Raw genomic sequence first — 24,850 nt, 5'->3', positions numbered from 1 at the left:
GCGTGGATGGCGATATCCATACGTGGCTTCGCGTCTCCTGACCTTCACCCGGAGCTGGTAGCAATCGTGGCAGCTACTGCGACGACTTATGGCCGGGTAATCTTGGCTCTGATGGCGCAACGAATCGTAAGCTGCCGTTGAGCGCACGGTTCGAGGGGGGATAATTTGGTTACGTTAGTGGACGTCATTAAGCGTCGCAGGGCGGCGATAGGCGCTTAACTCCGCACCGTCTGTGCGCTGGCGCACCGATGACAACCGGTGTGCCATACACGCAGAGAGCGAATTCAGACCAGCATTGCTCGGCATTTTCGGTGGACGGTTCGGGTGGGCGATTGTCGTCGGCAGTGGCGGAGGCGTCCCTCGTGCCTACCACCCGAAGGCAAGCTGCCAGTCATCTGATTGTCCGCAATGGCCAAATCAGGACATTCCGACAAGTAGCCAGCCGCCTACCTGCGAGCGCCCAGCACGCCTACACGAACAGGACGACTGATGGGTATGCTGAGGCTGTCGTACGATGCCTTGTGAACACCACGCCAACCGCACATAGGAATACCATGGGTCTTCTGAACCTCGAACAAAGCCGCTGCGCGTATATTGCCGATTTCACGTTTTACGGCACGACTGTGATGGCGCTCGCAATCGTTCTGGTTTTCTACGAACCCGCGTCTCAACGGTTACCGCTCGGAGGCATTGTCCTGGCCGGACTGGCAAGCTGGACCCTTATCGAATACTTGCTGCACCGTTTTGTGCTGCACGGCCTTCAGCCGTTCAAGCGCTGGCATGCCGAGCACCATGACCGCCCTACCGCGCTGATCTGCACACCGACGGCGCTGAGCGCGTCACTTATCGCCGCCTTGGTGTTTCTCCCCGCCCTGCTGTTGGGAGGACTCTGGCGCGCCAGTGCGCTCACGCTGGGTGTGCTAGTGGGTTACCTCACCTACGCCATCACACACCACGCCACCCACCATTGGCGCAGCCGCACAGGGTGGATGCTGCAACGCAAGCGCCTGCACGCACTGCATCACAGCGCCAAGCGGCAGCCTCAGTGCTTCGGTGTGTCAAGCGCGCTGTGGGATCACATGCTGGGAACACAGGCGCGGCCGCCCGTTGGCTTGTTTCCGGGGCCGCTTGGCAATTCCGAATCGGTTTTCAATCAGAAAGAACAATGAACATGAACCCAATCACCTTATTTCTGACTTTCGTGTTCATCCTCGCCGGTCTTGCCGTCGGCCAATGGGTTAACTTGTATCTCGCGCTGCCGTTATTCGCCGCCGCTGCGATTGTCGCGATGTCGTTGAAAATGGCTAACGCTTGGGAAAAATTTGTCGTCCTTCGGATGGGAAAGCTGCAAGGCGTCAAGGGGCCGGGCATGTTCACAATAGTCCCGATATTCGACAACGTAGTGGCAGTAATCGACGGACGCATCCAGACCACGGCCTTCAACGCCGAGCAGGCACTCACTAGGGACACGGTTCCTGTCAATGTTGACGCGATCATCTTCTGGCACGTGCATGATGCCGAGAAAGCGGCGTTGGCCATAACCAACTATCGCGAGGCCATCGACCGGGTTGCACAAACTTCGCTGCGCGAGATGATCGGTTCTTCGATGTTGGCCGCGTTGTTGTCCGATCGCAAGGACGCCGACGAGCAATTGAAGAATGAGATCGGCGCAAAGACTGCCCCGTGGGGCATAACCGTGGGCTCGGTAGAGATACGCGACGTCGCGCTCCCGGAGGCATTGCAGGATGCCATGTCGCGTCAGGCCCAGGCCGAGCGCGAAAAGCAAGCGCGCGTGATCCTGGGATCAGCCGAGGCTGCAATCGCGGGAAAATTTGTGGAAGCCGCCGACATTTACGCCGGGCACCCCGCGGCGCTTCAACTGCGAGCGATGAATATCATTTACGAGACCACCAAGGAACGCGGAGCGACGATTCTGATTCCAAGTGCGATGGTCGATAGCCTGAACCCATCCACGACGCTGGCGCTTGCACTGGCGAGCAAGGCGGTGTCTGATCCAGAGGTTACTCTCCCGCCTAAGGCCATAATCGGATCGGCTTGAAGCAGGCGTGATGGACGAATCGCCCCGAGTTTACTAAACCGACTGCCGCAGGCTTTGCCGTTGCAAATCTGAACAAGGCTGGGCGAAAGGGAAGAATCCGGCTGCCTACCCATCCCTTCAGTTTGCTGGCGGTGCGAGTCTCTCATTGACTTCCCTATGCATTTTCGCGGAAAGGGTGCGGCAAGGAACAGACGCCGGATGCGAACTGGGCCAACATTGGTCTCTTCAATTCGCCGTCCCGAAAGGACAAACTCCATGTTGCGCAAAACGAAAGCCCTTGAGAACTACGCGATCAAGGATGAACAGCCATGAGTCCATTTTGCACATCGTTCGATCGCTCGGGGTTCAGAGATCAGTTAGCGGCAATCAAACCCGGCATTGAGACTACATCGCCGAAACCATCTGAAGTGACGGAGACATCACGTCCTATCCCTCATTGGTGGCAGCGATTTGGTCGCAAAAGGTGTGCCGACGCGCTTGTACCAAATGCCACTTCATCGTCATTGCACAAGGTCTAGTACTGCAGCCCGGAAATGTCGAAACATGAAAGCGCGTCTTCGCACCCGTGGCGGCGTTGCAATCCTTGCGAAGGCGTCCAGCCTTCGCTGCGGCTTGCGCCTTGCCCTGGGCGCGAATCCATCGCCTTCATTCTGTTTCGCTATTTCCGGGTTGCAGTACTAGTACGTTCCTGCTTGACAAGCTGACAGAATGTAGCCGATGAAGCAGACAGCGAAAGTGATACATACCATCAAGGATGCGGCCATCTCTTATGCTGGCTACCGCCCCCACACCGGAGCTCATCAGCGATGCAGTTTGGTTGTATTTTCGCTTTCCACTGAGCCTTCGGATGATCGAGGTAATGCTGGCAGCGCGAGAGATTGAAGTGACCTTTGAAACTGTGCGGCGATGGGCGCTCAAATTTGACCAAAAAGCCGCTCTGCGTATTCGAGGAAGACAGTCGAGCTTTGGCGACAAGTGACATCTGGACGAGCTAGTCATCACCATCAACGGGAAGAAGCATTGGCTGTAGCGAGCGGTGGTTCAGCTTGGTATCGTGTTCGACGTTCTGGTGCAAAGCCGACGCGACCGATATGCCGCTCAGAGGTTGGGGTTGAACAACCGGGCCGAGAATTCGTATCAGCCAACGCGTGTGTGGGAGAAGGTCATGCATCGTTTCAAATCGGCACGCCAATTGCAACAGTTCGTATCGGTTCATGACTAAGTTGCCAACCTGTTTCAGCATTTTCGGTACAACGTGAACGTCGCGCAAAAACGAACGAAACGCAGCCAGGCATTCGCAGCTTGGGAAGAAGCTTGCGCGTACACTTTTACTATTCAGACTGCTTGATCCCTCGGTGATGCTGAAATCGCCATCAACTCTGGCCAGACTCAGTAAGTTGACAATACCGCAGCCTTGTACAACGGACGCCAGCAGGGCCGAAACTACCCTCAAAACAAGGTACAGCGCCAGCGGGTAGCGTCTGTTCGGTGGCGCACCGACACATAAGTCGGATTGCCACAAAATGAGAATGTTATGGAGAAAAGATGAAACTCGGAGTAATCGGCATGGGCCGCATGGTGATGAACCTGGGCTGTAGCTGTGCAGGAGTCGAGGCATGAGCGCGAAACTCGCGGCCGATGTGGTGTTCTTGCTGGATGTGGACAACACGCTGCTCGATAACGACAGAATCGTTTCGGACCTCAGGCGACATCTCGATCGCGCATTCGGCGCCGCCTCTGCGGCGCGGTACTGGTGCATCTTTGAAGAACTGCGCGAAGAATTGGGCTACGCCGATTACCTGGGTGCGCTTCAACGCTACCGGGCCAACGCCGAACACGGCGTGTCAGCCGATGAGCGGCTGCTCCTGATGTCGACCTATCTGATCGACTACCCGTTCGCCGAACGCTTGTACCCGCAGGCGCTCGAGGTCATCGCCCACCTTGAGCAGTTCGGACCGACGGTGATCTTGTCGGACGGTGACGTGGTGTTCCAACCGCGCAAAATCCAGCGTGCCGGATTGTGGGACGCCGTGAGAGGGCGAGTTCTAATCTATGTGCACAAGGAGAGGATGGTCGAAGCTGTGCAGCGTCTCCATCCAGCAAAACACTATGTCATGGTGGACGACAAGGTGCAGCTACTGGCTGCGGTCAAGGGCGAGCTGGGTGCCCGTTTGACGACCGTGCTCTCTCGGCAGGGGCACTATGCTCTGGACCCGGCTTCTGCTAAGTTCCACCCGGTGCCGGATATCACTGTCGAGCGTGTTGGCGATCTGGTCGATATGGATATCGCCAGCCTATTTTCACAGCCATGCGTTGCATCGCACGTAGTTTCCCAGTCAAAGTGAAACGCAGAGTGGCATTTCGCTAGAGGCGAACATCAGCCGCGCAGTAGCTAACGCGCCTGCGTGGCGCGACGTTATCGATAGTGAAGCAAGATGCACGCAGCAAGATGTCGGACGTAGGGATACAAAAAAAAGCGTTCAACGTCGATCACGTCACTGCGGTCACCGATGTAGCGATGCCAGCCCTGCTCCGCGCCTATTTGCACCTTCAGCCGCGCAGACACGCTTGGCGGATGCGCGGCATCTCAATAGCTTTGCGGCTGCACGTCGAACAGATATTGACTGGGCATTCACACGCAGCGCACCGCGATACCCGCGCGTTGCAGCCGGTCGGCGGTTGCCAGGATCAAGACGTCCTCCGATCCACTGGCGATGAGAATGAGCGTGGGCGGTTGTCACTGTGCATCGCTAAGCACTGAAGCCCCATGACGCTGCCGAAAAAAAAGTGGCCGGAATCGCCGCAATCAGCGTGCAAACCACCGGCGCCGCACCCAAGCAATCCATCGTACGGCAGATGTCTCTCTATATGCCATTGCAGCCTTTTTGATGCCCTCTGCCTGCGTCGGGTAGGCGTGGATGACCCGTGCGATGGTTCCCAGGCCGATACCGGCGACCATAGCCAGCGACAGGTCGTTGATCATCTCGCCAGCATGGCGCGCCACCACGGTGGCCCCCAGGATTTCATCACCGCCTTCGCGCACATGCACCTTGACAAAGCCGCTCTCCTCGCCGTCGGTAATCGCCCGATCAACATCGTGCATCGGCACGGTGAAGGTCTTTACCGGGATGCCGCGCTCACGTGCCTGCCGCACATGTAGACCGACATGGGCGATCTCGGGGTCTGTGTAGGTGCACCACGGAATCGTCAGCATACTCAGGCGTTCTCGGCCGAAGCATAGCGCGTTGCGCACGACGATGCGCGCAGACGCTTCGGCGGTGTCGGTGAACTTATGCTCCAGGCACACGTCGCCGGCGGAGAAGATACGCCGGTTGGACGTGCGGAGGAAATCATCGACCGAAATGCCCTCGTCAGCATCGTAGGCGACACCCGCCGCCTCAAGGTTCAAACCCGAGAGCGCCGGCAGGCGCCCGATGCCGGTGAGGACCTCGTCGACCTCGATTGTCGCGACGTTGCCGTCATTGAGTGTCTCGATGATTTTCTTGCCGCCCTCGACGCGCACGTTGACGGCCATGGTGTTCAGATGAATCTCGACGCCGTCGCGCGCCAATGCTTCAGAAAGTAGCAGGGCGGCATCGCGTTCCTCCTTGGGTAGAAACAGTGGTTCGGCATGCACGATGATGGTACGGCAGCCGAATCGGCACATGGCCTGTGCCACCTGGCAACCGACCGGCCCGCCGCCGATTACCAACAGACTTTTCGGCAAAGCGGTCAGGTCGAACAGGGTTTCGTTCGTCAGGTAGCCCGTTTCGTCGAGACCGGGAATCGTTGGTAGCAGTGATCGCGACCCGGTGGCGATCAATGCCTTCTTGAAGCGCAAGCGCTGGCCGTCGACTTCGACGATGTCCGGCCCCACGAAGGAGGCTGTTCCAAAAAAGAGATCGATGCCAGCGTCCGCGATGCGTGGCGCCGAGTCGACACGGGCAGCGCGTGCGCGGATACGGCGCACGCGCTCCATCGCCAGTGGGAAGTCGACCTCAACGGATCGCGGCGACCGGGCGCCGTAGGCCTCGGCGTTGCGCATCTCGGCATACACGCGTGACGTCCGGATGAGTGCCTGCGACGGCACGCAGCCGTAGTTCAGCGAGACACCGCCCAGCAGATGCCGTTCGATCAGTGCGACACGGGCGCCCAACGCGGCGGCGCCGCGAGCGGCCACAAGGCCGGCCGGCCCCGCGCCGATCACGAGCAGATGGTAGGGCTCGCGCGGCTGCGGGTTGCGCCAGTCGGCGGGGTGGCCGTTGAGATTGAGCTCATCGTCGTGGGGACCGACGTGTGGTGGATGCGGCAGCGCATAGGATTGAAACATCGAAGTCGCGAGCATTACAGCCAGCCTCCCTTGAAGCCTGCACGACGCAGTCCCGCGCACACGAACGGATTTCCACGGCCCAGCCGCCATGGCAATCCCGTGCGGTAGTTCTCGATCATCAGCACGATCATTCCCTGGTCGAGACCGAACTCGCCTTGCGAAACCCAGCCGTTCGGGCCCATTTCCGTCACCGTGGCATTGAAGCCGCTGGCACGGACGAGTTCGCCTTCGTCACGTTGGCTGCGCGCTCGCCAGGTGCGCAGCGCGGGCAGAACGAGTTCGGGCGTAAAGACCAGAGAGGACAGCATAGACGACCCTGCTATCGTGCCATCGTCGGGGCCGTAGGGCACGCCACGCGCCGCGTAGCCATAGAACGACTGCTCTCGGCCGGCGATGAGGCGACTTTTGGCACTTGGCCCATCGCCAGCCGATATTCCCCAGCAGTCTGGGCCATAGCCGATAAAGCTGGCGGGGTTGCGAATCGCATACTCGCGCTGAACATGGGTGGCGCGCCGGCTGTTCTCGAAGTAGTCGCAGTTCTTCTCGCGCATGAAGGCGTCGCGGATACCGCGGAAGTCGATCCATGCATGCGAGAACTGGTGGATGAACAGTGGCCCCGCGTATAGAAAGTCGTGCCCGTACAGGTTTTCCCACTGGTAGGTGGCGGTCCAGGCGGTGAAACTTTGATCGGTCAGCGCATGGGTCGGCGATCCCAGGCCCAGCACGTAAAGCAGGATCGCCTCGCTATAGCCTTCCCAGCCATAGTTGAGGAAGCCGCATTCCGGTTTCCAGCCGTGGGTCACCGCACCGCCCTCGCGCTGCGCCCAGCGCCAGTCGACGCGGCGGTAGAGCGCATCGGCCAGGCGTCGCAGCTCGATCTCGTCAAGACTGTCGGGCGTGTCGGCATCGAAGTATGCTGCCGCCGTCAGCACCCCAGCAATCAGGAAGCCTGTGTCGATCAGCGAGACCTCCGAGCGCCAGACGCGCGTTCCGCTGTCCATATCGAGGAAGTGGAAGTAGAGACCGCGGTAACCCGTGGCCCGGGCGCTGCCCGACTGGTCGCTGGCCATGAGGAAGCGCAGGGTGAGAAGCGTGCGCTGCACTGCGTCGGCACGTCCCATCCAGCCGCGCTCGACGCCCACCGGGTAGACCGACAGCGCGAAGCCGATCACCGCGATGCTGCACGGCGCACCCGCTCGCGTAGTGTCGGCCACCAGGCCGTTGCGCGGGTTATACGACTGCCGAAAATAGTCGAACGCGCTTCTTTGCAGGCGCTCGAGCACTGCCTCGTCTGCCGGGGTAGAGGTCATGGCGAAGTGATCGCCTTGTCGACGATGGCCTGCGCCTCATGTAGGATGCGTTGCAGGTGATCGTAGCCTTTGAGACTCTCGGCGTAGATCTTGTAGATGTCTTCGGTGCCCGATGGCCGGGCGGCGAACCATCCGCTCTTCGTGACGACCTTGATGCCGCCGATCGCGGCGCCGTTTCCCGGTGCATGGTCGAGCACGGCCGTGATTGCTTCACCGGCTAGATCGCGTGCGCTTAAGCGCGGCGGCGCCAGCGCTGCGAGCAACGCCTTCTGCGCTGGCGTCGCTACCGCCTCGATGCGGTCAGAGACTGACTCGCCGAGTTGTTGAACCAGTTCAGCATAGAGTTGCGCCGGGTCGCGCCCGCAGCGTGCCGTGATCTCGGCGGCCAGCAGCGCAGGCACGAGGCCGTCCTTGTCGGTGGTCCAAACCTGGCCGTCGCGCCGCAGGAAGCTGGCGCCTGCGCTCTCCTCGCCGCCGAATCCGAGCGAGCCGTCGAGCAGGCCGGCCGAGAACCACTTGAAGCCGACGGGCACTTCGAAGAGTTTCCGGCCCAACCTGACTGCAACGCGGTCGATCAGACTCGTGCTGACCACCGTCTTCCCGACCGCAGCCTCAGCGCTCCACGACGGCCGGTGCCTGAACAGGTAGTCTATGGCGACCGAGAGGTACTGATTGGGCGGCATGAGACCCGCTTTGGACGTGACGATGCCGTGACGGTCGTGGTCGGTGTCGCAGGCGAATGCGATGTCAAAGTGGTTCTTCATGCCCTGCAGTCGCTGCATCGCATAGGGAGACGACGGATCCATGCGGATACGGCCATCCCAGTCGACCGTCATGAAGCTGAAGGTCGGATCGACTACGTCGCTGACGACAGTGATGTCAATGCGGTGGTGCTCGGCGATGCGCGCCCAGTAGTGCACGCCAGCGCCGCCGAGGGGGTCAACGCCGATGTGGACCTTGGCCTCGCGGATCACGTCGAAGTCGACCACATTGTCGAGGTCGGCGACGTAGGCGTCGAGGAAGTCATGGCGATGCGTCGTCTTCGCACGGAGCGCCTTCGCATGCGGAACGCGTCTGACACCGGCCAACGCGGATTCGAGGTAACGGTTCGCGCTGGCCTCGATGCTGGCGGTGATGTCGGCGGCCGCCGGACCGCCATTTGGCGGGTTGTACTTGAAACCGCCGTTGTCCGGAGGGTTGTGCGACGGCGTCACGACGATGCCATCGGCCAGTCCGCGGCCATCGCGCCCATGGTTGTGCGCCAGGATCGCGTGGGAAACCGCCGGTGTCGGCGTGTACTCGTCGTTTGTCGCCAACATCACGTCGACGCCGTTTGCAGCCAGCACCTCAAGCGAGCTGGCGCAGGCCGACTGCGACAGCGCGTGGGTGTCGATACCCAGGAACAACGGGCCGGTGATGTGCTGGTGCTGGCGATATTCGCAGATAGCCTGCGTGATCGCCAGCACATGCCATTCGTTGAACGACAGTTCGAACGGCGAGCCGCGATGGCCGGAGGTGCCGAAAACCACGCGTTGTGACGGCACTGCAGGATCGGGCATGCCGGTGTAGTAGGCGGTGACGAGCCCGGGCACGTCTACCAGCAGCGAACGCGGCGCCGGCTTGCCGGCCAGAGGGCTTATAAGGGTTGGCATCGTGGGCTCGTCAGGATTGGATGGCCACCGGATCGGTCCAGGGCCGGCGCTGGCGCCGATAACGTTCGATCAATGTGTTGGTCGAACTGTCGTGGCTCAGCGGCGCTTTGCTCGCGGGGTCAAGTTCGGGGAGCACACGTTGCGCCAGCACTTTGCCCAGTTCGACACCCCACTGGTCGAAGGAGTCTATGCCCCAGATCACGCCTTGCGTAAAGACGCTGTGTTCGTAGAGGGCGATCAGCGCACCCAGAGTTGCTGGCGTCAATCGTTCGGCCAGGATGGTGTTGCTCGGCCGGTTGCCTTCGAATACACGGTGCGGCACCAGCGCGGGCGTCGTGCCTTCGGCGGCGACTTGTTCCGCAGTCTTACCGAAGGCCAGGGCTTCGCTCTCCGCGAAAAGGTTGGCCATCAGCAGATCGTGCTGCCTGTCGTTTGGGGTGGCCAGCGGGTTGAGGCCCTGGCAGAAGCCAATGAAGTCGCACGGCACCAGTCGCGTACCCTGATGCAGCAACTGGTAAAACGAATGCTGACCGTTGGTGCCAGGCTCGCCCCACAGGATGGGTGCGGTCTCGAAGTCGACGCGCTGGCCATCCTGCGTCACGTGCTTACCGTTGCTCTCCATCGTCAACTGTTGAAGATACGCCGGGAAGCGCTTCAGGTACTGGTCATAGGGCAGCACGGCAGCAGTTGCCGCGCCAAGGAAGTTGTTGTTCCAGATCGCCAGCAGCCCGAGCAGCGCGGGCATATTCTCTTCAACCGGCGCTTGGCGAAAATGCTCATCCATTGCATGAAAGCCGGCCAGCAGGTCGCGAAATTGCTGCGGTCCGATGGCGATCATCGTCGACAGACCGATCGCCGAGTCCATCGAATAGCGGCCGCCGACCCAGTCCCAGAACGTAAACATGTTCTCTGGCGCGATGCCGAATTGCGCCACAGCTTGCGCATTCGTCGAGACTGCGACGAAGTGCCGTGCAACCGCTGCGCCAGCGTCGGGTATGTCTAGCTGGCCGACGACCCATGCACGCGCTGCGTGGGCGTTGGTCAAGGTCTCCTGCGTCGTGAAGGTCTTCGAGCAGACAATGAACAACGTTTCGGCGGCATCAAGGTCGCGCGTCGCCTCGACCAGATTGGTACCGTCGACGTTAGAAATGAAACGCAAGGTCAGATCGCGCTGGCTGTAATAACGCAAGGCCTCGAAGGCCATTACGGGTCCGAGGTCAGAGCCACCAATACCGATGCTGATGACGTTGCGGATGCGCATGCCGGTATGACCGAGCCGTTGCCCGTTGCGCACGGCGTTAGCGAAAACGGCCATGCGCTCCAGAACCGCCTGGACCTCGACGACGACATCGACGCCATCGACAATCAGCACCTGCGTGGCTGGCGCACGCAGCGCAATGTGCAGCACCGAGCGCTTCTCTGTCGTGTTGATCGCGTCGCCGCGAAACATGGCCTGGACGCGCTCAATCAGCCCGCATTCCGTGGCGAGCGCAACGAGCAGCTTCAGCGTCCCGTCATCGATGCGATTCTTGGAGTAGTCCAGATACAACCCGGCCGCCTCGAGCGTATAACGCTTGCCACGCTGCGCATCAACCGCGAATAGGTCGCGCAGGTGGGTCTGGCTGGTTTTTTGGTGCTGGGTGCAGAGCGACTGCCACGCTGGCAAGGACACCACTGAACCCGTCATGCGCTGGACTCGGCTAGGTTCTCGCTCTTTTCGTGGATGCGCGCCAGTAGCGTTCGCCACGAGGCAGTAAAGGACTCGGCGCCATCGCGCTGTAAGCGTGCGGCCAGCGCCTCGTCGTCGATGCCCTCGCGCCTGAACTCTTGCAGCACCGCCTCGGCGTAACCACCATCAACGGGCAATACGGCCTTTACCTTGCCGTGATCGGCGAAGGCTTGCAATGTCTTCTCGGGGATCGTGTTGATGGTGTCTGGTGACGCCAGTGCCTCGACGTACAGCGTGTCGGGCGCTGCCGGGTCCTTGGTGCCGGTGCTGGCCCATAACAGCCGCTGCGGCCGGGCACCCGCTTCGGCAAGTTTCAGCCAGCGCGGTGATGCGAGCAGCTCGCGATAGGCCTTGTAAGTAAGCATCGAGATTGCGATGCCCAGACGGTTTTGGAATGGCGGCGTGACTTCCTGCTGCACCGCAACGTCCCATCGGCTGACGAACAACGAGGCCACCGAACGCACGTTCGGGTCCAGGCCCGCCGCGACGCGGCGTTCAATGCCGCGCAAGTAGGCCTCGGCGGCCGCGACGTACTGCTCGCGCGAGAAGAGGAGGGTCACGTTGACCGGCACGCCGGCGAAGATCGATTGCTCGATGGCTTCGGTGCCAGCTGCGGTGCCCGGGATCTTGATGAAGAGGTTCGGTCGGTTCGCCGCCTCGTGCAGCCGTGCTGAGGCCTGGATTGTTGTGGCGGCGTTGTCGGCGAGCAGCGGCGACACCTCGAGCGAGACCCAGCCGTCGAGCCCATCGGTGGCATCGAATACCGGGCGGAACAGATCGGCCGCCGTGGTCAGGTCTTCCAGCGCCAGCGCGAAGAAGAGTTCCTCAGCCGATTGGCCGCGCCGCGCTAGACGGGCAATCGCTTCGTCGTAGAAGTTGCCGTGGCCAATGGCGTGTTCAAAGATCGTCGGGTTCGATGTCAGCCCGGTCACGGAGCAGTCGGTGATGTAGTGCGCCAACGTCCCCTTGACCAGCATTTCCCGGCTAATGTTGTCGATCCATAAGCTCTGACCCAGGTCGTGCAGCTTCCGGGTGTTGATATTAATGTGGGTATTCATAGCATCTCCTGGGTATTGGGTTTCAAATCGACGGGCCGCGCCATCAGAGCAGTGAGATCGAGGTCGGCGAGTTCCCCTATGCGCTCGATCGTGATGTCGGCGGTCGGATCAATGGCGACGGTCTCCGGGTCGAGTGCGTAGTGGCCCTGGCGTGGGAGGATTGTGGTTAGCCGATTCCGCCAGATCATCTTCATGGCCGACAGAATGCGCGGCTTGTCATCGACCATCACGTAATGTCGGGCCGGATAGTGGCGTTGCACGGCGTCCAGCATCGTTTCCTTGTGTACATAGACCAGTACACGACCGCCGACGGCGTCCCACAGACCGGAGCGCTGCAGCTTGCGCGGCTGCAATACGACGTCGCCGTCAGACAGGATCACGGTCAGGCCGAAGCGGCCCAGGTGTGCGATGACCTCAAGCACCCGCGGATACAGTCGATCAGCGAACGGGTAGTCGATCAGGAACGAGGACAATCTCAATAGCCGCTGCTCGTCAGTGCTTCCAGCTTCGATGTCGAGCCGGTAGCGTTGCAAGGCGCCCAAGTAGTCGACGTATCCGAGCTCTTCTCGCAGCCCGTCGAAGACCGTCCAGTAGCGCTGCGCGCAGGCAACGCCAAACTCGCTTCTCAAGTGGTCGTGCAGGTCGCTGACGAAGCGGTCGCCATCGAGCAAGGTGTTGTCGACGTCGAGCAGGAAGACCAACTCCGCCGTCATGGTGGAGTCCGAGCCATCGGAGGTGGCACGGCGACTGCCGGGTTGTGCCAGCCGCCGTCGCCGGCGATGAGTGCGTTGGCCGCAACAGGGCCCCAGCTTCCTGGTTGGTACGGCAGCGCGACGCCATGCCCGGCCAGTACCGGATCAACCACCGTCCAGGCCGCCATCACCGCGTCCTCGTCGGTGAAGAGGGCGCCGTCACCGGACATCGCATCGCCTAGCAGGCGTTCGTAGGTCGACATTGTCTCCGGATCGTCTTCACCAAGGTACAGCTCGCGTTGAACGCCGACGAATTCCTTGCCGGGCCGCTTGATGCGAGCCGCCAGCGCAATGCCCGCCTCGGGCTGCAGACGGAAGCGGAAGTAGTTGGCTCGGCCACTGGCGGGCCCGGAATCGTCGAACAATTTCTGTGGCGGCGGTTGCATCTGCACTTGAACCTCGACCACAGAACGCGGCAGATGCTTGCCGGCGCGCAGGTACCAAGGCACACCGGCCCAGCGCCACGAGTCGATGTAGAGACGCAGGGCACAAAATGTTTCGACATCGGAGTCGCTCGCGACACCTTGTTCGTCGCGATAGCCGAGGTATTGGCCACGCACCAGGTCTTCGGGCTTAAGCGGCAACATCGCGCGCAGCACACTAGCCTTGGCGCTGTGCACGGCCTTGAAGCTCTGGAACACCGGCGGCTCCATGGCCAGCAGAGCGATCACCTGGAACAGATGGTTCTCGACCACGTCACGCAGACAGCCTGCGCTCTCGTAGAAGGCGCCGCGCGCGCCGACACCGAAGTCCTCGGCCAGCGTCACCTGCACGCTGGCGATGTGGTGGCGGTTCCAGACCGGTTCGAGGAAGGAGTTCGCGAAGCGGAAATAGAGGATATTCATGATCGCCTCCTTGCCCAGGTAGTGGTCGATGCGAAAGATCGACGACTCGGGGAATACCGCTTGTGCCACCGCGTTCAGCTCCCGCGCCGAGGTAAGGTCGCGGCCGAAGGGCTTTTCGACGATGACGCGCGCGTCACGCGCCAGCCCGGTTTGGCCCAGGCTCTGAATCACGGTGGCGAACAAAGACGGCGGAATGGCGAGGTAGAACGCCGGGCTTTTTGAGTCACCGAGTGCGGCCTTTAAAGCGGTGAAGGTGGCGGCCTCGTTGTAGTCGCCGCTGACATAGTTCAGAAGCGCCATCAGGCGGTCGAACGCGACCGGGTCGTCGATGCCGCCTTCGTGATCTTGATGCAACAGGCTGTCGCGCACGTGGCCATGCCATTCGTCGACACCCCACTTCGACGACGCGACGCCGATCACCGGCACCGTCAGGTGGCCCTTCTTTGCCATCGCGTAGAGCGCAGGGAATATCTTCTTGGCGGCGAGGTCGCCGCTGAAGCCGAAGACTACCAGGGCGTCGGAATGCGGCTGCTCCGCAGTCGGGCCGGCGCGTGTATCGACGCTCATCGTTGATCTCCCGCAGGAATCTCGATGTGGCCACCAAAGGCATGCCGCATCGCCGAGAGCAGCTGATTCGCGAAGCCGGCCTCGCCGCGCGAGGCGAACCGTTCGTACAAGGCGGCGCTGAGGACCGGCGTGGGCACCGCTTCGTCGATTGCCGCCTGGAGGGTCCAACGACCTTCGCCCGAATCCGATACGCGGCCGCTGAAGCCTTCAAGCTGCGGGTCCTTCAACAGCGCGCTGGCAGTCAGATCGAGCAGCCATGAGCCGATCACGCTGCCACGGCGCCAGACCTCGGTGACTTCTGGCAAGTTCAACTCGTAGCGGTAGAACTCCGGGTCGCGCAGCGGCGTGGTCTCGGCGTCGCTGGTCTGCTGGCGCTGGCCGATGTTGGCGTTGCGCAGGATGTTCAGGCCTTCAGCATAGGCCGCCATCACGCCGTACTCGATGCCGTTGTGGACCATCTTGACGAAATGTCCCGCACCGGAGGGACCGCAATGCAAAAAGCCTTCTTCGGCTGGGGCGACCTCGCCGCTGCGGCCGGGCGTACGCGGCGCCGTACCGATGCCCGGCGCCAGTGCCAGGAAGACCGGCGTCAGGTGGCGCACGATGGCGTCTTCACCGCCAATCATCAGGCAGTAGCCGCGCTCTTCGCCAGCAACGCCGCCGCTGGTGCCAACGTCGACGTAGTGCAGGCCAGCACCGTTCAGACCTTTTGCGCGGCGCACGTCATCGCGGTAGAACGAATTTCCACCGTCGATGACCATGTCACCCTCTTGCAGATGCGGCACAAGAATATCGAGCTCCTGATCGACAAGGGCGGCGGGCACCATTAGCCAGATCGCCCGTGGCCGCGTCAGCCTGGCGACCAGATCTACAACGGTCGACGCACCAACCGCACCCTCGGCTTGCAACGCGGCCACGGCTTCGGGCCGTGTGTCGTGGACGACACAGGTGTGCCCACTTTTCATCACGCGCCGAACCATGCTGGCGCCCATGCGCCCAAGGCCGATCATTCCAAGTTGCATGCGTTACTCCTGGTTGATTATTGCCATCACTGCCGGCGAGCCACAGTGACAAGCACCACGTGGGTGCAGCCATCGTCGGTCAGCATGAACGTATCACCGGCGGTTTCGACGCCGTCGACGACGACATTCGCCACAATGCCTGCCGCCGCTTTACGGCAGGTGATGGAGAAAGTAGAAGTGCCAAAGCGGTAGCTCATATCGAAGGTTGTCCACGTCTTCGGTAGGAGTGGGCGCACGTGCAGTTGGCTGCCACTTTTTTTCAAACCGAGCAATGACTCGATGACAAGTTGATACATCCAGCCGGCGGACCCCGTGTACCAGGTCCAGCCGCCGCGTCCGGCGTGCGCCGCGTTGGAGTAGACATCACCGGCTACGACATAAGGTTCGACTTTGTAGGTATCTACCTGCACGGTATCGCCCGCGTGACTCATTGGGTTCAACAGCGCAAACAGCTCCCAAGCCCGCTCGGCATCGCCCAACGCCGCAAAGGCCATCACAGCCCACACCGCAGCATGCGTGTACTGACCGCCGTTCTCGCGCACGCCCGGCAGGTACCCCTGGATATACCCAGGCGAGGGCTTGCTGGTGTTAAAGGGTGGAGCCAGCAACTGAACGATCCGCGTGTCGCGATTCACCAGGCGCTCGCTCAGGGACTCCATTGCCTGCCGCGCACGATCGGCTGGCGCTGCGCCCGACAGCACCGACCAGCTCTGCGCGATCGAGTCAATCTGGCATTCGTCGTTTGCCGCCGACCCGAGCACCGTGCCGTCGTCGAACCAGGCGCGCCGGTACCAGGCGCCGTCCCAAGCCGATTCCCCGATGCTCTCGCGCAAACGTATCGCTTCCTGATTGCAACACTCGGCGAAGTCCGCATCGCCACGGGCCAGAGCGAGTGGGGCAAATTGTTTGAGTACAGTGATGAGAAAGAATGCCAGCCACACGCTCTCACCCTGGCCGCCCGCACCCACCAGATTCATGCCGTCATTCCAGTCACCCCCCCCCATCAGCGGCAAACCGTGCGCCCCGCGCGCAAGGCCTCGGCGGATTGCGCGAACGCCGTGTTCGTAGAGATTGGCGACCTCGCTCGACACTTTCGGCAGGTCATAGTTCGAAGCCTCGCCGTCTTTTAACGGCCGACTGTCGAGAAATGGACAGCGAACGTCCAGAACGCCGATGTCGCCGGTGACCTCGATATAGCGGCAAGTGGCGAGCGGCAGCCACAGAAAGTCGTCGGCGCAACGCGTGCGGACTCCCTTGCCCGAAGGCGGATGCCACCAGTGCTGCACATCGCCTTCGACAAACTGGCGTGAGGCAGCGCGCAAAAGGTGTTCGCGCACAAGATCCGGTGCGGCATGGACCAGAGACATCACGTCCTGCAATTGGTCGCGAAAGCCGAATGCGCCGCTGGATTGATAGAAGGCTGTGCGGCCCCAAAGGCGCGACGCCATCACTTGATAGAGCAGCCAGCCGTTTGCCGAGGTGTTGAGCGCAGCGTCGGGTGTGGTGACCTGCACCGCGCCGAGCGCGTGACGCCAGAACGCGTGCACGGCCTCGAGAGCCTCACCTGAAGCCCCGGGCAAACGCCAACGGCGCACCAGATCGCGGGCTTCATCGGCGCTCCTGCCAGCACCGAGCCTGAACACCAGGAAACGCGTCTGGCCCGGCGCCAAGTCGAAGTCGACGCGCAGGGCTGCGCAGGGGTCAAGCGCGGCACCGACGCGGCCCGACAGTTGCGGCTGTGCCAGTGCTGCCGGTGCGGCCAGGGTTCCCACCGGGCCGAAGAAGTCGCCGCGGTCGCCGCAGGCGCCGGTCGCATCGTCGACGTCGAAGAACGCGGTACGCCCCGCGAAATCGGTGTTGTATTCGTTGCGCGCAAACAGTGCGCCCGTCTGCGCATCGACCTGCGTCACCACCTGCATTCGCGTCTTTGCGCGTTCGTCACCGAGCACCCAGTCGACGTAGCCGGTGACCGACAGCCTGCGTTGCTGCTCCGATCGGTTGCGCAAGCTCAGCACCGAGAACTTGACCGGGCTGTCAATCGCAACATAGATGCGGAGTTCCGATTCGATGTTGTCCGTGGTGTGCTCAAAGACGCTGTAGCCGAAGCCGTGGCGCGTCGCATACGCGCCGGGGCTACGTGTGGGCAGCACGGTCGGTGACCAGAAACACCCGCTGGCGTCGTCGCGGATATAGAACGCCTCGGTGTTGGGGTCACTCACCGGGTCGTTGGACCAAGGCGTCAGACGAAACTCGTGTGCGTTCTCGCTCCAAGTCGTTGCGCTGCCGCTTTCCGATACGAGCGTGCCGAAGTAGGGGTTTGCGATCACATTGACCCAGGGGGCGGGTGTCATCCGCGCCGCCGAAGTTGCGATGACGTATTCGCGGCCGCAGGGCGTGAAGCCGCCGAACCCGTTGGCGCCCCGCAGCCCTTCAGGCGAATCGAGTGTCGGATTGTCGGGTGTTGCAGCTATCGCAGTTATCGAAGTTGTCGCGGGTGCTTGTGTACCTTCTGATTTAGCATCGTCCAGGCGGTGCGTAAAAAGTGCTGCAAGCTCGTTGTCGCCACTCACTACGATCCTTGCGACGCTCTGCAAGAGGATGCGGTCGGCGTCGTCGAGCTTCGTGTCGTCGAGCACGAAGATGCCTCCAGGTTTTCCGACACGGCTGGCACCGGGCCCCGATTCAATCTGCCGCCGCGTTTCATCGAGGAAGGTCGGCTCGCCAGGCGACGGCGCGCACAGCACTGCCAGTTCGCTGTGAACGCCGAATGCATTCCAGTAGGCTTGCGCCCGCACCATCTGGTTCACGACGGCGGACGGCTCGGGACCAGCCAGTCGCAACAGCATGATCGGCAGGTCACCCGAGATGCCGAACCGCCAAAGACCCGACTGCCCGCAGCGATTCTGCTCGATGACGCCGGGATCGGCACGCAGCGCAGCCGTCACGAAGATGAGCGATGCCGCCATGCGCTGATGGATGATCGCGTCGGCATCGCTTATCCCAAGCATGCCCAGCACGGTGCGCCGGTACGAGCCGGCTTGCTCTAGCATTTTCGGGGCCGCGCGAATATTGCGAAGCTTGCGGGCCAGCGCGATGCAGGCGTCGCGCGTGTCCGCCATACCTGTGAACCAGTCGATCGTGATCGACTCTCCGGCTTCCAGCACGAACGGGACACGTATTGCGGCCACGGCATCCAGCACCGGACCGGCGGTGCCCGATAACGCAGCACCGTTGTCCATGGCCAGCGGCTGCCTTGCGTCGCGGCCACGCCCGATGAAACGCATGCGGTCGGTCTCGAACGACGGCGCTTGCGCCGCAGAACCATCGACCAGCGCAAAGTGAAAGAGCCACGGTGTCGGGTCGGCAGGTGTGCTGGGCCGGCGGGTCGCGAGGATCGCCTGGAGCACGTCGTCGACTTCGGTCTCAATGAAGAGTTTGCTGAAAGCTGGGTGTGCCGAGTCAGTCGCCGGCGCGTCGAGCACGACTTCGACGTAACTCGTCGCGCTGAGAGTGCGTTGCTGATTGCAAATATTTGTAACAACGACACGGCGTAGTTCCGCAGCATCATCGAGCGAGACCGCAACCTCGCTGCGCGTCTCAATGCCGTGGTTGCGTTGCCGCAGGCTCGTACGGCTCTCTGTAAAGCTATGCCCACAGGCCTCGGATGGCAGCAAGCCCGGTGGGATCAGGGTGGGCCAGCTGCATCTGGCCACTTCGTCGTGCAGGTAGCACTGCATGCCAGAAGGACCAATCACCGTATCCTCGCAAAAACGCGTGACGGCAATACCTTTCCAGCGGCTGTAGCCATGGCCCGAGGTCGTGACCATTACGTGATAGGAGCCGTTGGATAGGAGCTGAAGCTCAAGCATGGATGCACTTGCCGCGTCAGGCGAGGCGATGACGTGTTTCACCATTACATGATGCGCGCACAAACGGTCACGGTCTGTGCGCTGGCGAACAGACCGTGACCGACAGAGGGGTTAGTGTTGTACCAAACAGGCGCACGGTAACCCGTCGGTGTACCGCCTCGAGAGTACGGGGTGGTGACGGAATCTCACCCACTTTTACAGGAGCGAAACCATGCTGCGAACCATCAAGGAACTGCACGACTACGCGATCGGCGCCGTAGACGGCGTCATCGGTCACGTGAAGGATCTGTATCTGGACGACGAGGCCTGGGTCGTGCGCTATCTGGTCGTCGATGCCGGCGGCTGGCTCTCGAGTAAAAAGGTGCTTATCTCGCCTATCGCGATCGGCAACCCGGACTGGGCGAAGCGGCTTCTCCCGGTCTCGATCACCAAAGAGCAGGTCCGGAACAGCCCCAATTTCGACTCCGAAAAGCCGGTGACGCGACAGCACGAAATGGAGTACTCCAGCTACTACGGCTACCCGTACTATTGGGACGGTATGGGGTACTGGGGCGGAGATATGTATCCGAACATGATGCTGTCGGGCTACGGTGGCATTCCGGCCCGGCAGGCCGAGGAAACGGAGGCCCGGGACGCCCGCGCTCGAGCAGACGCGAGTCGCGATGACAACGCAAATCCGCATTTGCGCAGTTGCGCTGCGGTCACGGGCTATCACATCCACGCCAGCGACGGGGACATTGGACACGTCAGCGGCATGCTGATCGACGACGAGACCTGGGCCGTGCGCTACCTCATCGTCGATACCAGCAACTGGTGGGTTGGTCACAGGATGCTCGTCGCACCGCCGTGGATCGAAGACGTGAGCTGGGCAGCGGGAGCCGTCTCGATCAAGTTGACGCGTCAGGCCGTGAAGGATGCGCCCGCCTACGACCCGGTCGAAATTCCGAGTCGCGCTGACGAAGCCCGGTTACACGAATACTACGGTCGCACCGGCTACTGGGCTGAGGCCGACAAGCGCGAAACCGAGATTTCACGCGTCTAGCGCCCGGGCTACGTAAGCGATTTGGCCCACGCCACATCGACAAGATGATAGAGCTCAATACTCGACCGGTGGCGACCGGCGCCAAGGCGCTGATGCTGGACACCCTAAACGTCAACAGCGGCGGTCGCGCCGGCATGTCTTGCCCCGGTCTGCACGAGGAGCGGGCGATCTCGCACAAAGACTACAAGGTCGAGCTGCACGACCTGCAGGTTGAGTTCGTCAAGTTACAGCGTCATTTCATTGCCCACGGCGACCGTATCTTAGTTCTGTTTGAGGGCCGAGATTCGGCTGGCAAGGACGGCAGCATCAAGCGCATTGTGGCTCACCTGAGCCCGCGCGAAACGCGGGTCGTCGCGCTCGGCAAGCCTTCGGACAGGGACACGCGCGCCTGGTACTTCGAACGCTACGTCGCGCACCTGCCGGTGGCTGAAGAACTCGTGCTGTTCAACCGCAGCTGGTACAACCGCGCGGGCGTCGAACGCGTGATGGGCTTCTGCACGAAGGCGCAGTACAAGGAGTTCATGCAGTCGGTGCCTCGCTTCGAGCAGATGCTGGTCGACTCGGGCATCCGGCTGCTCAAGTACTACCTTGATATCGGTAAGGATGAGCAAAAGCTGAGGTTGGCCGAGCGACGGCAAGACCCGCTGAAGCAGTGGAAAAGCAGCCCGATTGACGCAGTTGCAACCAAGCACTGGAATGATTATTCTGAGGCTCGCGATGCGATGTTGCTGGGCAGTCATAACGCAGTCGCGCCGTGGCAAATCGTGCGCACCGACAGTAAGCGACATGCGCGCCTGAACCTGATGCGCGACATCCTGAGCCGCTTGAACTACGCAGGCCGCAGCAAGAAGTTGGTTGCGCCCGACCGAAACATCGTTTTCGAGTTCACGCCGGACTGCGTTTCCACGCATCGACTAGCGCCCTGAGCGATGAGCGCGTGTCCGCCGATTCCGAACAGTGCACTTGCCGCAACGAGCGACGCGCAGCCGTCGACAGGTGCGAACGCGGGCGTGATCACCGCGGTGCGCGGCAGCGTGGTGGATGTGCAATTCGACGGCCGCTTACCGCCCATTCGCACCTTGCTGCGCGCGGGCCCCGATGGCGCGATGGCGATCGAGGTGCTGACCCACGTCGATGCCAGGCACGTGCGCGGCATCGCCCTCACGCCCACGCAGGGTTTGGCGCGCGGCATGACAGTGTCCAACACTGGCGGGCCGCTGTTGGTGCCCGTCGGCAAGGCCATCCTGTCGCGCATGTTCGACGTCTTCGGCCATGCCATCGACCGCCAGGACGAACCGAAGAACGTCTCATGGCGTTCGGTGCACCGCGAGCCGCCGCCACTTATTCATCGCTCGACTACTTCGGCGATCTTCGAGACCGGCATCAAAATGATCGACGTGCTGGTACCGCTGGAAACTGGCGGCAAGGCGGGACTATTCGGCGGTGCGGGCGTAGGCAAGACGGTGCTACTGACCGAGATGATCCACAACATGGTCGGTAAGCATGAAAGCGTGAATAAAGGGGTGAGCATCTTCTGCGGGATAGGCGAACGTTGCCGCGAAGGCCAGGATCTCTACGCTGAGATGAAGAAGGCCGATGTCCTCAAAAACATGGTGATGATCTTCGGCCAGATGAATGAGCCGCCCGGCGCGCGCTTTCGTGTTGGCCAAGCGGCGCTGACGATGGCCGAGTACTTTCGTGACGACGAGCAACGCGACGTGCTGCTGCTTGTCGACAACATCTTTCGTTTCATTCAGGCCGGCTCCGAGGTCTCCGGTCTGATGGGGCAGATGCCCTCGCGCCTGGGTTACCAGCCGACCATGGGTACCGAACTGTCGGCCCTGGAAGAGCGCATTGCTAACACCGACAGCGGCGCGATCACATCCATCCAGGCGGTCTACGTGCCAGCAGACGACTTCACCGATCCGGCGGCGGTTCACACATTCTCGCACCTCTCAGCCTCGATCGTGCTGTCGCGCAAGCGGGCTGGAGAAGGACTGTTTCCGGCCATCGATCCGCTGCAGTCCAATTCAAAAATGGCCACGCCGGGCATCGTCGGCGAGCGCCACTACGCGCTGGCGCAGGAGATTCGCCGTACCCTGGCGCAGTACGCGGAGCTGAAGGACATCATCGCCATGCTTGGCCTGGAGCAGCTCTCGCCAGGCGACCGCGCCATCGTCGCTCGGGCACGGCGGCTCGAGCGCTTTCTAACGCAGCCGTTCTTCACCACCGAGCAGTTCACCGGCCTGCAGGGCCAGTTGGTCAGCTTGGCTGACGCTTTGGACGGTTGCGAGCGTATCCTGCACGACGAGTTTAAGGATCAGCCCGAGAGTGCGCTGTACATGATCGGCGCGGCCCCGCCGATGAAATCGGGCGCGAAGCCGTACGCAAAGACCGACGCCACGCTGGACAACACGCCAGTCGAGAAGGCGCCGGCCGCGGTAGACCGACCGGAGGCAGCCTATGCGCCTTGAGATATATCTACCGTTCCGCATTTTCGCCGATGAGACCGGCGTGTCGCGCATCGTTGCCGAAACGCGCGAAGGGTCGTTTGGCCTACTGCCGCGCCGGCGTGACTGTGTTGCCGCGCTTGTGCCGGGCATCCTGACCTATGAGAGCGAAGCCGGCGGCGAAGTCTTTGTGGCGGTCGACGAGGGCGTGCTGGTCAAGATCGGGAACCACGTGCATGTGGCGGTGCGGCGTGCGTCATGCGGCACAGATCTTGGTGGACTGCGCGACGCGGTGCTGCGTGATTACCTGACGCTGGATGAGCTAGAGCAGGGCGCGCGTGCGGCTGCGCTGGCGCTGGAGAGCGGCTTTGTGGGCCGCTTCGCGAGGTTCCATGCCGACTGATCCGACGCCGCCGGACGTTCTGGCCGAGCAGGTCGAGGCCAAAGCGCAGCGCAAAATGATCGCCAGGCGCGACGGCGCTCCGGGCGTCTGGTCGGGTCTGGGCATGATGGGCCTGATCGGGTGGTCGGTGGTGGTGCCGACGCTGTTGGGTGCGGCATTGGGCCTCTGGCTCGATTCGCGCCACCCCGGTGCGCATCCTTGGTCACTGGCCCTGATGATGGCTGGCCTGGTGCTTGGCTGCTTGAACGCCTGGCGCTGGGTGGCTCAGCAGGACAGCGCGATGCACGAAGCCGATCATCGCGCCAAACCTGAGATGGAGGACTGACAGGCGATGAATGACGCGCTCGCACAAATCTTCGAACTGGCGCTCGCCGGCGTTGCTGGCATTCTGTTCGGTCTGCTCTTTTTCGGCGGCCTGAGGTGGACCATCCACCGGGCGTTCGATTCGACTCGGCCGGCGCTGTGGGTCGGGGTCAGCCTGCTGCTCCGCATGGCGGGTGTAGCCGCAGGGTTCGTGGTCGTTTCTGCGGGCGATTGGCGCAGGTTGCTGTCATGTCTGCTCGGATTCTGGGCCGCCCGTTGGCTGGTTATTCGTCTGAGCACTCGCGTGGAGACGCAGCCCTCGGCTGCATCACACCTGTCCATTGAGTTGGCACGCGGTCGCTCCCGCGTCAACTCGACTCTCTCAGGGAGCCGCGCACAAAGCAGCGACTCAGTGAGCGTCATGAGGAGCGATGGCAAAGAGGCCTCTTCCGCACACGGCGAGGCGGGCTCGTCCTGATTCGCCATGCGCCTCGGACCCGACCAATTGATCTTCTGGCAACACGGTCTATTCAAACTCAACGGCACCATCGTGTTCACCTGGGCATTGATGGCGGTGCTGGCGTTCGGCTCGATGCTGATCACGCGCAAGCTCTCCACCAAGCACCAACGCTCGCGCTGGCAGAATCTGCTCGAGATGGTGATCACGGGCATCACGCAGCAGATCCGCGAAGTCGGCCTCGAGAGACCGGAGCGCTATCTAGCCTTTCTTGGCACACTGTTCCTCTTCGTGGCCGCCGCAGCGCTGGCGACCGTACTGCCCGGCTATGAGCCGCCTACCGGGTCGCTATCGACCACCGTCGCGCTGGCTCTGTGCGTTTTCGTCGCGGTGCCGCTGTTCGGCATCCGCGAGCAGGGCCTGGGCGGCTACCTCAAGTCGTACATCGAGCCGACGATCATCATGCTGCCCTTCAACATCATCAGCGAAGTCTCGCGCACACTAGCGCTCGCGGTGCGCCTGTTCGGCAACATGATGAGCGGCGCGATGATCGTCGGCATCCTGCTGACCATCACGCCGTTTCTCTTTCCGGCGGTAATGACGCTGCTGGGCCTCTTGACCGGCATGGTGCAGGCATATATCTTCAGCATCCTCGCGGCCGTCTACCTGGCTGCTGCGACGCGGCCTGCGCCGCAGCCCGACAAACCCGCCGCATCCAAGGCATAAATTTTCAAGGACAACTCCATGGACAGCCTGACCCTCATCGCGGTGATATCCATCATCATCGCCGGCCTCACCACCGGCTTCGGCACCATGGGCCCGGCCCTGGCCGAGGGGCGGGCCGTGGCCACAGCACTCACGGCACTGGCCCAGCAGCCCGACGCTTCGGCCACGATCACGCGTACGCTCTTCGTCGGCCTTGCGATGATCGAGTCGACAGCCATCTACTGCTTCGTGGTGTCGATGATCCTGATCTTCGCCAACCCGTTCTGGAACGCGGCG

At 61.9% G+C, this 24,850-nt stretch carries 20 protein-coding genes and 1 pseudogene; 12 read left to right on the top strand and 9 right to left on the bottom strand.

Features of this window, described 5'->3' with window-relative positions; all coding sequences use genetic code 11:
• The first annotated feature begins 554 nt into the window (after positions 1-554).
• The 4 genes and pseudogenes from ABI546_RS06100 (at position 555) to ABI546_RS06085 (ending at position 4,404) form a co-directional block, all read left to right on the top strand.
• On the top strand, positions 555-1,169 hold the full coding sequence (locus tag ABI546_RS06100; protein WP_348045124.1) for a sterol desaturase family protein: 615 nt from the start codon (positions 555-557) through the stop codon (positions 1,167-1,169).
• 2 nt (positions 1,170-1,171) lie between these two features.
• Positions 1,172-2,059 (top strand): slipin family protein, encoded by an 888-nt coding sequence (locus ABI546_RS06095; RefSeq protein ID WP_348045122.1) that lies wholly within the window; start codon positions 1,172-1,174, stop codon positions 2,057-2,059.
• A 754-nt stretch (positions 2,060-2,813) separates the two neighbouring features.
• A pseudogene (locus tag ABI546_RS06090) lies at positions 2,814-3,371 on the top strand (DDE-type integrase/transposase/recombinase); the annotation flags it as partial.
• Between the two features lie 304 nt (positions 3,372-3,675).
• On the top strand, positions 3,676-4,404 hold the full coding sequence (locus ABI546_RS06085; protein ID WP_348045120.1) for an HAD family hydrolase: 729 nt from the start codon (positions 3,676-3,678) through the stop codon (positions 4,402-4,404).
• 461 nt (positions 4,405-4,865) lie between these two features.
• Here ABI546_RS06085 and ABI546_RS06080 read toward each other — a convergent pair whose 3' ends face one another.
• The 9 genes from ABI546_RS06080 to ABI546_RS06040 are packed head-to-tail and all read right to left on the bottom strand — an operon-like array spanning position 4,866 to position 19,193.
• A complete protein-coding gene (locus ABI546_RS06080; protein WP_348045118.1) occupies positions 4,866-6,404 on the bottom strand; it encodes a mercuric reductase in 1,539 nt (512 codons plus the stop codon).
• Positions 6,404-7,699 carry a glucoamylase family protein gene (locus ABI546_RS06075; protein ID WP_348045116.1) on the bottom strand — a complete coding sequence of 432 codons (1,296 nt, stop codon included), beginning with the start codon at positions 7,697-7,699 and terminating at the stop codon, positions 6,404-6,406. Before ABI546_RS06075 ends, ABI546_RS06080 begins: the two co-directional genes overlap by 1 nt.
• Positions 7,696-9,351 (bottom strand): phosphoglucomutase (alpha-D-glucose-1,6-bisphosphate-dependent), encoded by a 1,656-nt coding sequence (gene pgm / locus ABI546_RS06070; protein ID WP_348045115.1) that lies wholly within the window; start codon positions 9,349-9,351, stop codon positions 7,696-7,698. The genes ABI546_RS06075 and pgm overlap by 4 nt, the downstream gene beginning before the upstream one ends.
• 10 nt (positions 9,352-9,361) lie before the next feature.
• Positions 9,362-11,038: a glucose-6-phosphate isomerase gene (gene pgi, locus ABI546_RS06065; RefSeq protein WP_348045114.1), complete on the bottom strand. Its 1,677-nt coding sequence runs from the start codon at positions 11,036-11,038 to the stop codon at positions 9,362-9,364.
• A complete protein-coding gene (gene tal / locus ABI546_RS06060) occupies positions 11,035-12,138 on the bottom strand; it encodes a transaldolase (RefSeq protein WP_348045113.1) in 1,104 nt (367 codons plus the stop codon). The genes pgi and tal overlap by 4 nt, the downstream gene beginning before the upstream one ends.
• Positions 12,135-12,851, bottom strand: a complete 717-nt coding sequence (locus ABI546_RS06055; protein WP_348045111.1) for an HAD family hydrolase — start codon at positions 12,849-12,851, stop codon at positions 12,135-12,137. Before ABI546_RS06055 ends, tal begins: the two co-directional genes overlap by 4 nt.
• A complete protein-coding gene (zwf, locus tag ABI546_RS06050; protein ID WP_348045109.1) occupies positions 12,848-14,302 on the bottom strand; it encodes a glucose-6-phosphate dehydrogenase in 1,455 nt (484 codons plus the stop codon). Before zwf ends, ABI546_RS06055 begins: the two co-directional genes overlap by 4 nt.
• Complete coding sequence (gene gnd, locus ABI546_RS06045) at positions 14,299-15,324, bottom strand: phosphogluconate dehydrogenase (NAD(+)-dependent, decarboxylating) (protein WP_348045107.1); 1,026 nt, start codon at positions 15,322-15,324, stop codon at positions 14,299-14,301. The genes zwf and gnd overlap by 4 nt, the downstream gene beginning before the upstream one ends.
• A 26-nt stretch (positions 15,325-15,350) precedes the next feature.
• Positions 15,351-19,193, bottom strand: a complete 3,843-nt coding sequence (locus tag ABI546_RS06040) for a hypothetical protein (protein ID WP_348045105.1) — start codon at positions 19,191-19,193, stop codon at positions 15,351-15,353.
• Positions 19,194-19,404: 211 nt separating this feature from the next.
• Here ABI546_RS06040 and ABI546_RS06035 point away from each other — a divergent pair, with 211 nt between their 5' ends.
• The 8 genes from ABI546_RS06035 to ABI546_RS06000 all read left to right on the top strand — a co-directional run.
• Entirely contained in the window at positions 19,405-20,235 is an 831-nt protein-coding gene (locus ABI546_RS06035; RefSeq protein ID WP_348045103.1) for a PRC-barrel domain-containing protein, read from the top strand.
• Positions 20,236-20,369: 134 nt separating this feature from the next.
• The gene (gene ppk2, locus ABI546_RS06030; RefSeq protein ID WP_348045462.1) at positions 20,370-21,161 is read left to right on the top strand and encodes a polyphosphate kinase 2; all 792 of its coding nucleotides are present in this window, start codon (positions 20,370-20,372) and stop codon (positions 21,159-21,161) included.
• A 3-nt stretch (positions 21,162-21,164) separates the two neighbouring features.
• Entirely contained in the window at positions 21,165-22,709 is a 1,545-nt protein-coding gene (gene atpD, locus ABI546_RS06025; protein ID WP_348045101.1) for a F0F1 ATP synthase subunit beta, read from the top strand.
• The gene (locus tag ABI546_RS06020) at positions 22,699-23,088 is read left to right on the top strand and encodes a F0F1 ATP synthase subunit epsilon (RefSeq protein ID WP_348045099.1); all 390 of its coding nucleotides are present in this window, start codon (positions 22,699-22,701) and stop codon (positions 23,086-23,088) included. Before atpD ends, ABI546_RS06020 begins: the two co-directional genes overlap by 11 nt.
• Positions 23,078-23,413, top strand: a complete 336-nt coding sequence (locus ABI546_RS06015; RefSeq protein WP_348045097.1) for an AtpZ/AtpI family protein — start codon at positions 23,078-23,080, stop codon at positions 23,411-23,413. The genes ABI546_RS06020 and ABI546_RS06015 overlap by 11 nt, the downstream gene beginning before the upstream one ends.
• 6 nt (positions 23,414-23,419) lie before the next feature.
• Positions 23,420-23,869, top strand: coding sequence for an ATP synthase subunit I (locus ABI546_RS06010; RefSeq protein ID WP_348045095.1), 450 nt, complete (start codon positions 23,420-23,422; stop codon positions 23,867-23,869).
• A 6-nt stretch (positions 23,870-23,875) separates the two neighbouring features.
• Positions 23,876-24,574: a F0F1 ATP synthase subunit A gene (locus ABI546_RS06005; RefSeq protein ID WP_348045093.1), complete on the top strand. Its 699-nt coding sequence runs from the start codon at positions 23,876-23,878 to the stop codon at positions 24,572-24,574.
• Positions 24,575-24,592: 18 nt separating this feature from the next.
• A partial coding sequence (locus ABI546_RS06000) for a F0F1 ATP synthase subunit C (protein WP_348045091.1) occupies positions 24,593-24,850 on the top strand: 258 nt, incomplete at its 3' end.

Source organism: Polaromonas sp., assembly GCF_039932935.1.
Taxonomy (GTDB): domain Bacteria; phylum Pseudomonadota; class Gammaproteobacteria; order Burkholderiales; family Burkholderiaceae_C; genus Polaromonas.
The sequence above is the reverse complement of the archived record's forward strand: the minus strand, read 5'-3'. Positions and strand labels throughout refer to the sequence as shown.

What these genes read in the sequence shown, in the direction of transcription:
- ppk2 (WP_348045462.1), top strand. Translation starts at nt 20,370, where the DNA reads ATGTCTTGCCCCGGTCTGCACGAGGAGCGGGCGATCTCGCACAAAGAC.
- ABI546_RS06055 (WP_348045111.1), bottom strand. Translation starts at nt 12,851, where the DNA reads ATGACGGCGGAGTTGGTCTTCCTGCTCGACGTCGACAACACCTTGCTC.
- ABI546_RS06020 (WP_348045099.1), top strand. Translation starts at nt 22,699, where the DNA reads ATGCGCCTTGAGATATATCTACCGTTCCGCATTTTCGCCGATGAGACC.
- ABI546_RS06010 (WP_348045095.1), top strand. Translation starts at nt 23,420, where the DNA reads ATGAATGACGCGCTCGCACAAATCTTCGAACTGGCGCTCGCCGGCGTT.
- atpD (WP_348045101.1), top strand. Translation starts at nt 21,165, where the DNA reads ATGAGCGCGTGTCCGCCGATTCCGAACAGTGCACTTGCCGCAACGAGC.
- ABI546_RS06005 (WP_348045093.1), top strand. Translation starts at nt 23,876, where the DNA reads ATGCGCCTCGGACCCGACCAATTGATCTTCTGGCAACACGGTCTATTC.
- zwf (WP_348045109.1), bottom strand. Translation starts at nt 14,302, where the DNA reads ATGAGCGTCGATACACGCGCCGGCCCGACTGCGGAGCAGCCGCATTCC.
- gnd (WP_348045107.1), bottom strand. Translation starts at nt 15,324, where the DNA reads ATGCAACTTGGAATGATCGGCCTTGGGCGCATGGGCGCCAGCATGGTT.
- ABI546_RS06015 (WP_348045097.1), top strand. Translation starts at nt 23,078, where the DNA reads ATGCCGACTGATCCGACGCCGCCGGACGTTCTGGCCGAGCAGGTCGAG.
- pgi (WP_348045114.1), bottom strand. Translation starts at nt 11,038, where the DNA reads ATGACGGGTTCAGTGGTGTCCTTGCCAGCGTGGCAGTCGCTCTGCACC.
- ABI546_RS06100 (WP_348045124.1), top strand. Translation starts at nt 555, where the DNA reads ATGGGTCTTCTGAACCTCGAACAAAGCCGCTGCGCGTATATTGCCGAT.
- ABI546_RS06040 (WP_348045105.1), bottom strand. Translation starts at nt 19,193, where the DNA reads ATGCTTGAGCTTCAGCTCCTATCCAACGGCTCCTATCACGTAATGGTC.
- ABI546_RS06095 (WP_348045122.1), top strand. Translation starts at nt 1,172, where the DNA reads ATGAACCCAATCACCTTATTTCTGACTTTCGTGTTCATCCTCGCCGGT.
- ABI546_RS06080 (WP_348045118.1), bottom strand. Translation starts at nt 6,404, where the DNA reads ATGCTCGCGACTTCGATGTTTCAATCCTATGCGCTGCCGCATCCACCA.
- tal (WP_348045113.1), bottom strand. Translation starts at nt 12,138, where the DNA reads ATGAATACCCACATTAATATCAACACCCGGAAGCTGCACGACCTGGGT.
- ABI546_RS06085 (WP_348045120.1), top strand. Translation starts at nt 3,676, where the DNA reads ATGAGCGCGAAACTCGCGGCCGATGTGGTGTTCTTGCTGGATGTGGAC.
- pgm (WP_348045115.1), bottom strand. Translation starts at nt 9,351, where the DNA reads ATGCCAACCCTTATAAGCCCTCTGGCCGGCAAGCCGGCGCCGCGTTCG.
- ABI546_RS06035 (WP_348045103.1), top strand. Translation starts at nt 19,405, where the DNA reads ATGCTGCGAACCATCAAGGAACTGCACGACTACGCGATCGGCGCCGTA.
- ABI546_RS06075 (WP_348045116.1), bottom strand. Translation starts at nt 7,699, where the DNA reads ATGACCTCTACCCCGGCAGACGAGGCAGTGCTCGAGCGCCTGCAAAGA.